Origin of the sequence: Steroidobacter sp., from assembly GCF_016790065.1 — a bacterium.
Taxonomy (GTDB): domain Bacteria; phylum Pseudomonadota; class Gammaproteobacteria; order Steroidobacterales; family Steroidobacteraceae; genus Steroidobacter.
The window spans coordinates 1-2,057 of sequence record NZ_JAEUPY010000132.1 but is presented as its reverse complement, the minus strand read 5'-3'; the positions used below and the strand labels follow the sequence as shown (position 1 = coordinate 2,057).

Genomic DNA, 2,057 nt, shown 5'->3' with positions numbered 1-2,057 from the left:
GTGATACAGCGGCTCGGCCTGACTCTCCATCGGTGTCCGCCATCGTGACGCAACGACTGCGTCCGCGCTCACCACATCGACCGTGTGTAACGCCCGGCCATTGGGCCCGAGCGGCTGCAACTGAAATCCAATCCCGCGCTCATAGATGAGCGAATCGGCCAACGTCTTGCGGATGGTCACGATCTGCCGGTGTGTGACGAACATCTCCTGCTGAACCTGCAGCAGCAGATCGAGCGTTTGCCGCTCCCGTTCGGCCTCCACCGGCACCAGCATCCGCTCCGAGTGCACCGGCTGCAGCACGACGCGCTCGACGCGCATCACACCGCTCGCGCTGCCTTCCAGCTCGAAGATCGCGACAAACGGACCGTTCACCGCTTCGTCCATCGCCGGTTCCGCCACCGGCAACTCCACCGCTTGCAGCCACTCGCGACACTGCGCGTCGGGCTGTAGCATCCTACGCAAGATCGCAGGCGCCGAATTCGAGGTGAGACTCAAGAACAAGCCGCGGCGTTGCGCCTGAGTCGGACGACACAACGTGCGGCACAGCTGAGGCAAGCCCTGTGGATGCGTTCGACTGAACTCATAAAGCGGCTGCCGCCCCACCCAAGGCAGGCTGCGCGAGACTTCCCGAAGCGCCCCGTACTGCACGCTCATCGCATAATCCGCACCGTACGGAAATCGCAGGTTCAGCCGAGCCGCCGCGAACCAGCGGTACAGGAGCTTGCGGAGCTCGGAGTGGGATGCACCGAAATTCAAACCGCGCCGTGCAAACGCATCACCCACCGGGCAGCGAGCCGCATGCGGCGGGCGATCCGGCATCGGCATCAGCACATGCTGCGAGCGAGACACTCTGCGCACGAACAGAAGCGGCGGCTCGCTGCGCTCCCGACAGTCGCACGCAATCCACACGCCCCCTCGGGCCAATTCGGAGAGCCACGTCGCCGCCCCGGGCGCATCGACCTCCGCTCGCACCTGTTGCTCGACCGCAGCGATCTCTGCGCTGGAGAGATCGCGCAGCGTCGTGCACGCCTGGCCGGGGTTGTGGACGAGGACAAGCCGCATACGTCAACGTCAACCGCTCGCCTGCGCGGCCACACGGCGGCGGCGAACGGGCGATGCTTTCACCCCCGGATTCTGCCGATCGGACACTGACTGAGCCAGGGTCGATCCGTCCGCGTCGGAACGCTCGTGCGGAAGTGTAGATTCCTCGAACTCATCGGCTGTCTCATTGCGTGAATCCTCGAGCGCCTCGGACCGCTCATCCGCGTCATCATCCTCCGTGGTGTCCATCGCATCGGACGCGTCCTCCGGTCCGTCCGCCTCGATCTCCAAGCGCTCGGTCGACATCTCGGCCGAGCGCTCCTCGGCCGATGCGGTGTCACTTGCCGTAGGCTCCGGCGCACCGTGGTCGGCAGCAGCGGCCGGCGTGCCTGTGGCCCGCTTCTCCGCCTCGCGGGTCAAGCCCGAGCGCGTGCGATTGCCGAGCTCTCGCAGGCGGTTCGCGACCTTGGTCAGCCGCCGCTGCCAGTTCTGACAGCGCGTCCAGCGCTGCCGCGATTCAATGTTTCCGGTGAGCCACAGCGCGTCGTAGCGCATGAGCAGTTGATCCATCTTGATGAGCAGGTCGAGGAACTCCTTGGCACGCGGGGTCGAGTACGTCGCTTTGATCGACGTGACGCCCTCGTAATCCGCCAGTTCATTCAACTTGACCGAATCCAGCAACACATCGGAGCGCTCCATCTCCGAGTCCAGATCTTTTCTGACGCTGGCAAAGGTCTCCGTCAGAATGGTTTCGATGGCCTGTGCCGCTTCATCCATACCGCCAGCGTGGGTTCGAACGGTCAGTACATACAGATCGCCTTTCAGCCGATCGAAGCACCGCTTGTAAACACGTTGCGCAAACTCGGTGTTCAACTTCACATTGACGCTCAGGACCGGCATCGTGCGCGGCGGCGCGCTCGGGGCGGCAGCTGGGGGCGCTACTTCGTTCATCGGCAGCCTCCGTCGCAGTCTCACCATGGAGCCAAGCTGGCTGTGACGGATTAAATAGGGCGGCG

Annotated in this window: 2 protein-coding genes; both read right to left on the bottom strand. The window is 64.3% G+C overall.

Features of this window, described 5'->3' with window-relative positions; genetic code table 11:
- On the bottom strand, positions 1 to 1,062 hold a 1,062-nt coding region (locus tag JNL55_RS05620; protein WP_293850480.1), incomplete at its 3' end, for a hypothetical protein.
- A gap of 9 nt (positions 1,063 to 1,071) precedes the next feature.
- The gene (locus JNL55_RS05615; RefSeq protein ID WP_293850479.1) at positions 1,072 to 1,992 is read right to left on the bottom strand and encodes a hypothetical protein; all 921 of its coding nucleotides are present in this window, start codon (positions 1,990 to 1,992) and stop codon (positions 1,072 to 1,074) included.
- Positions 1,993 to 2,057: the final 65 nt, after the last annotated feature.

Coding starts and splice junctions, on each gene's coding strand:
- JNL55_RS05615 (WP_293850479.1), bottom strand. CDS start 1,992: ATGAACGAAGTAGCGCCCCCAGCTGCCGCCCCGAGCGCGCCGCCGCGC.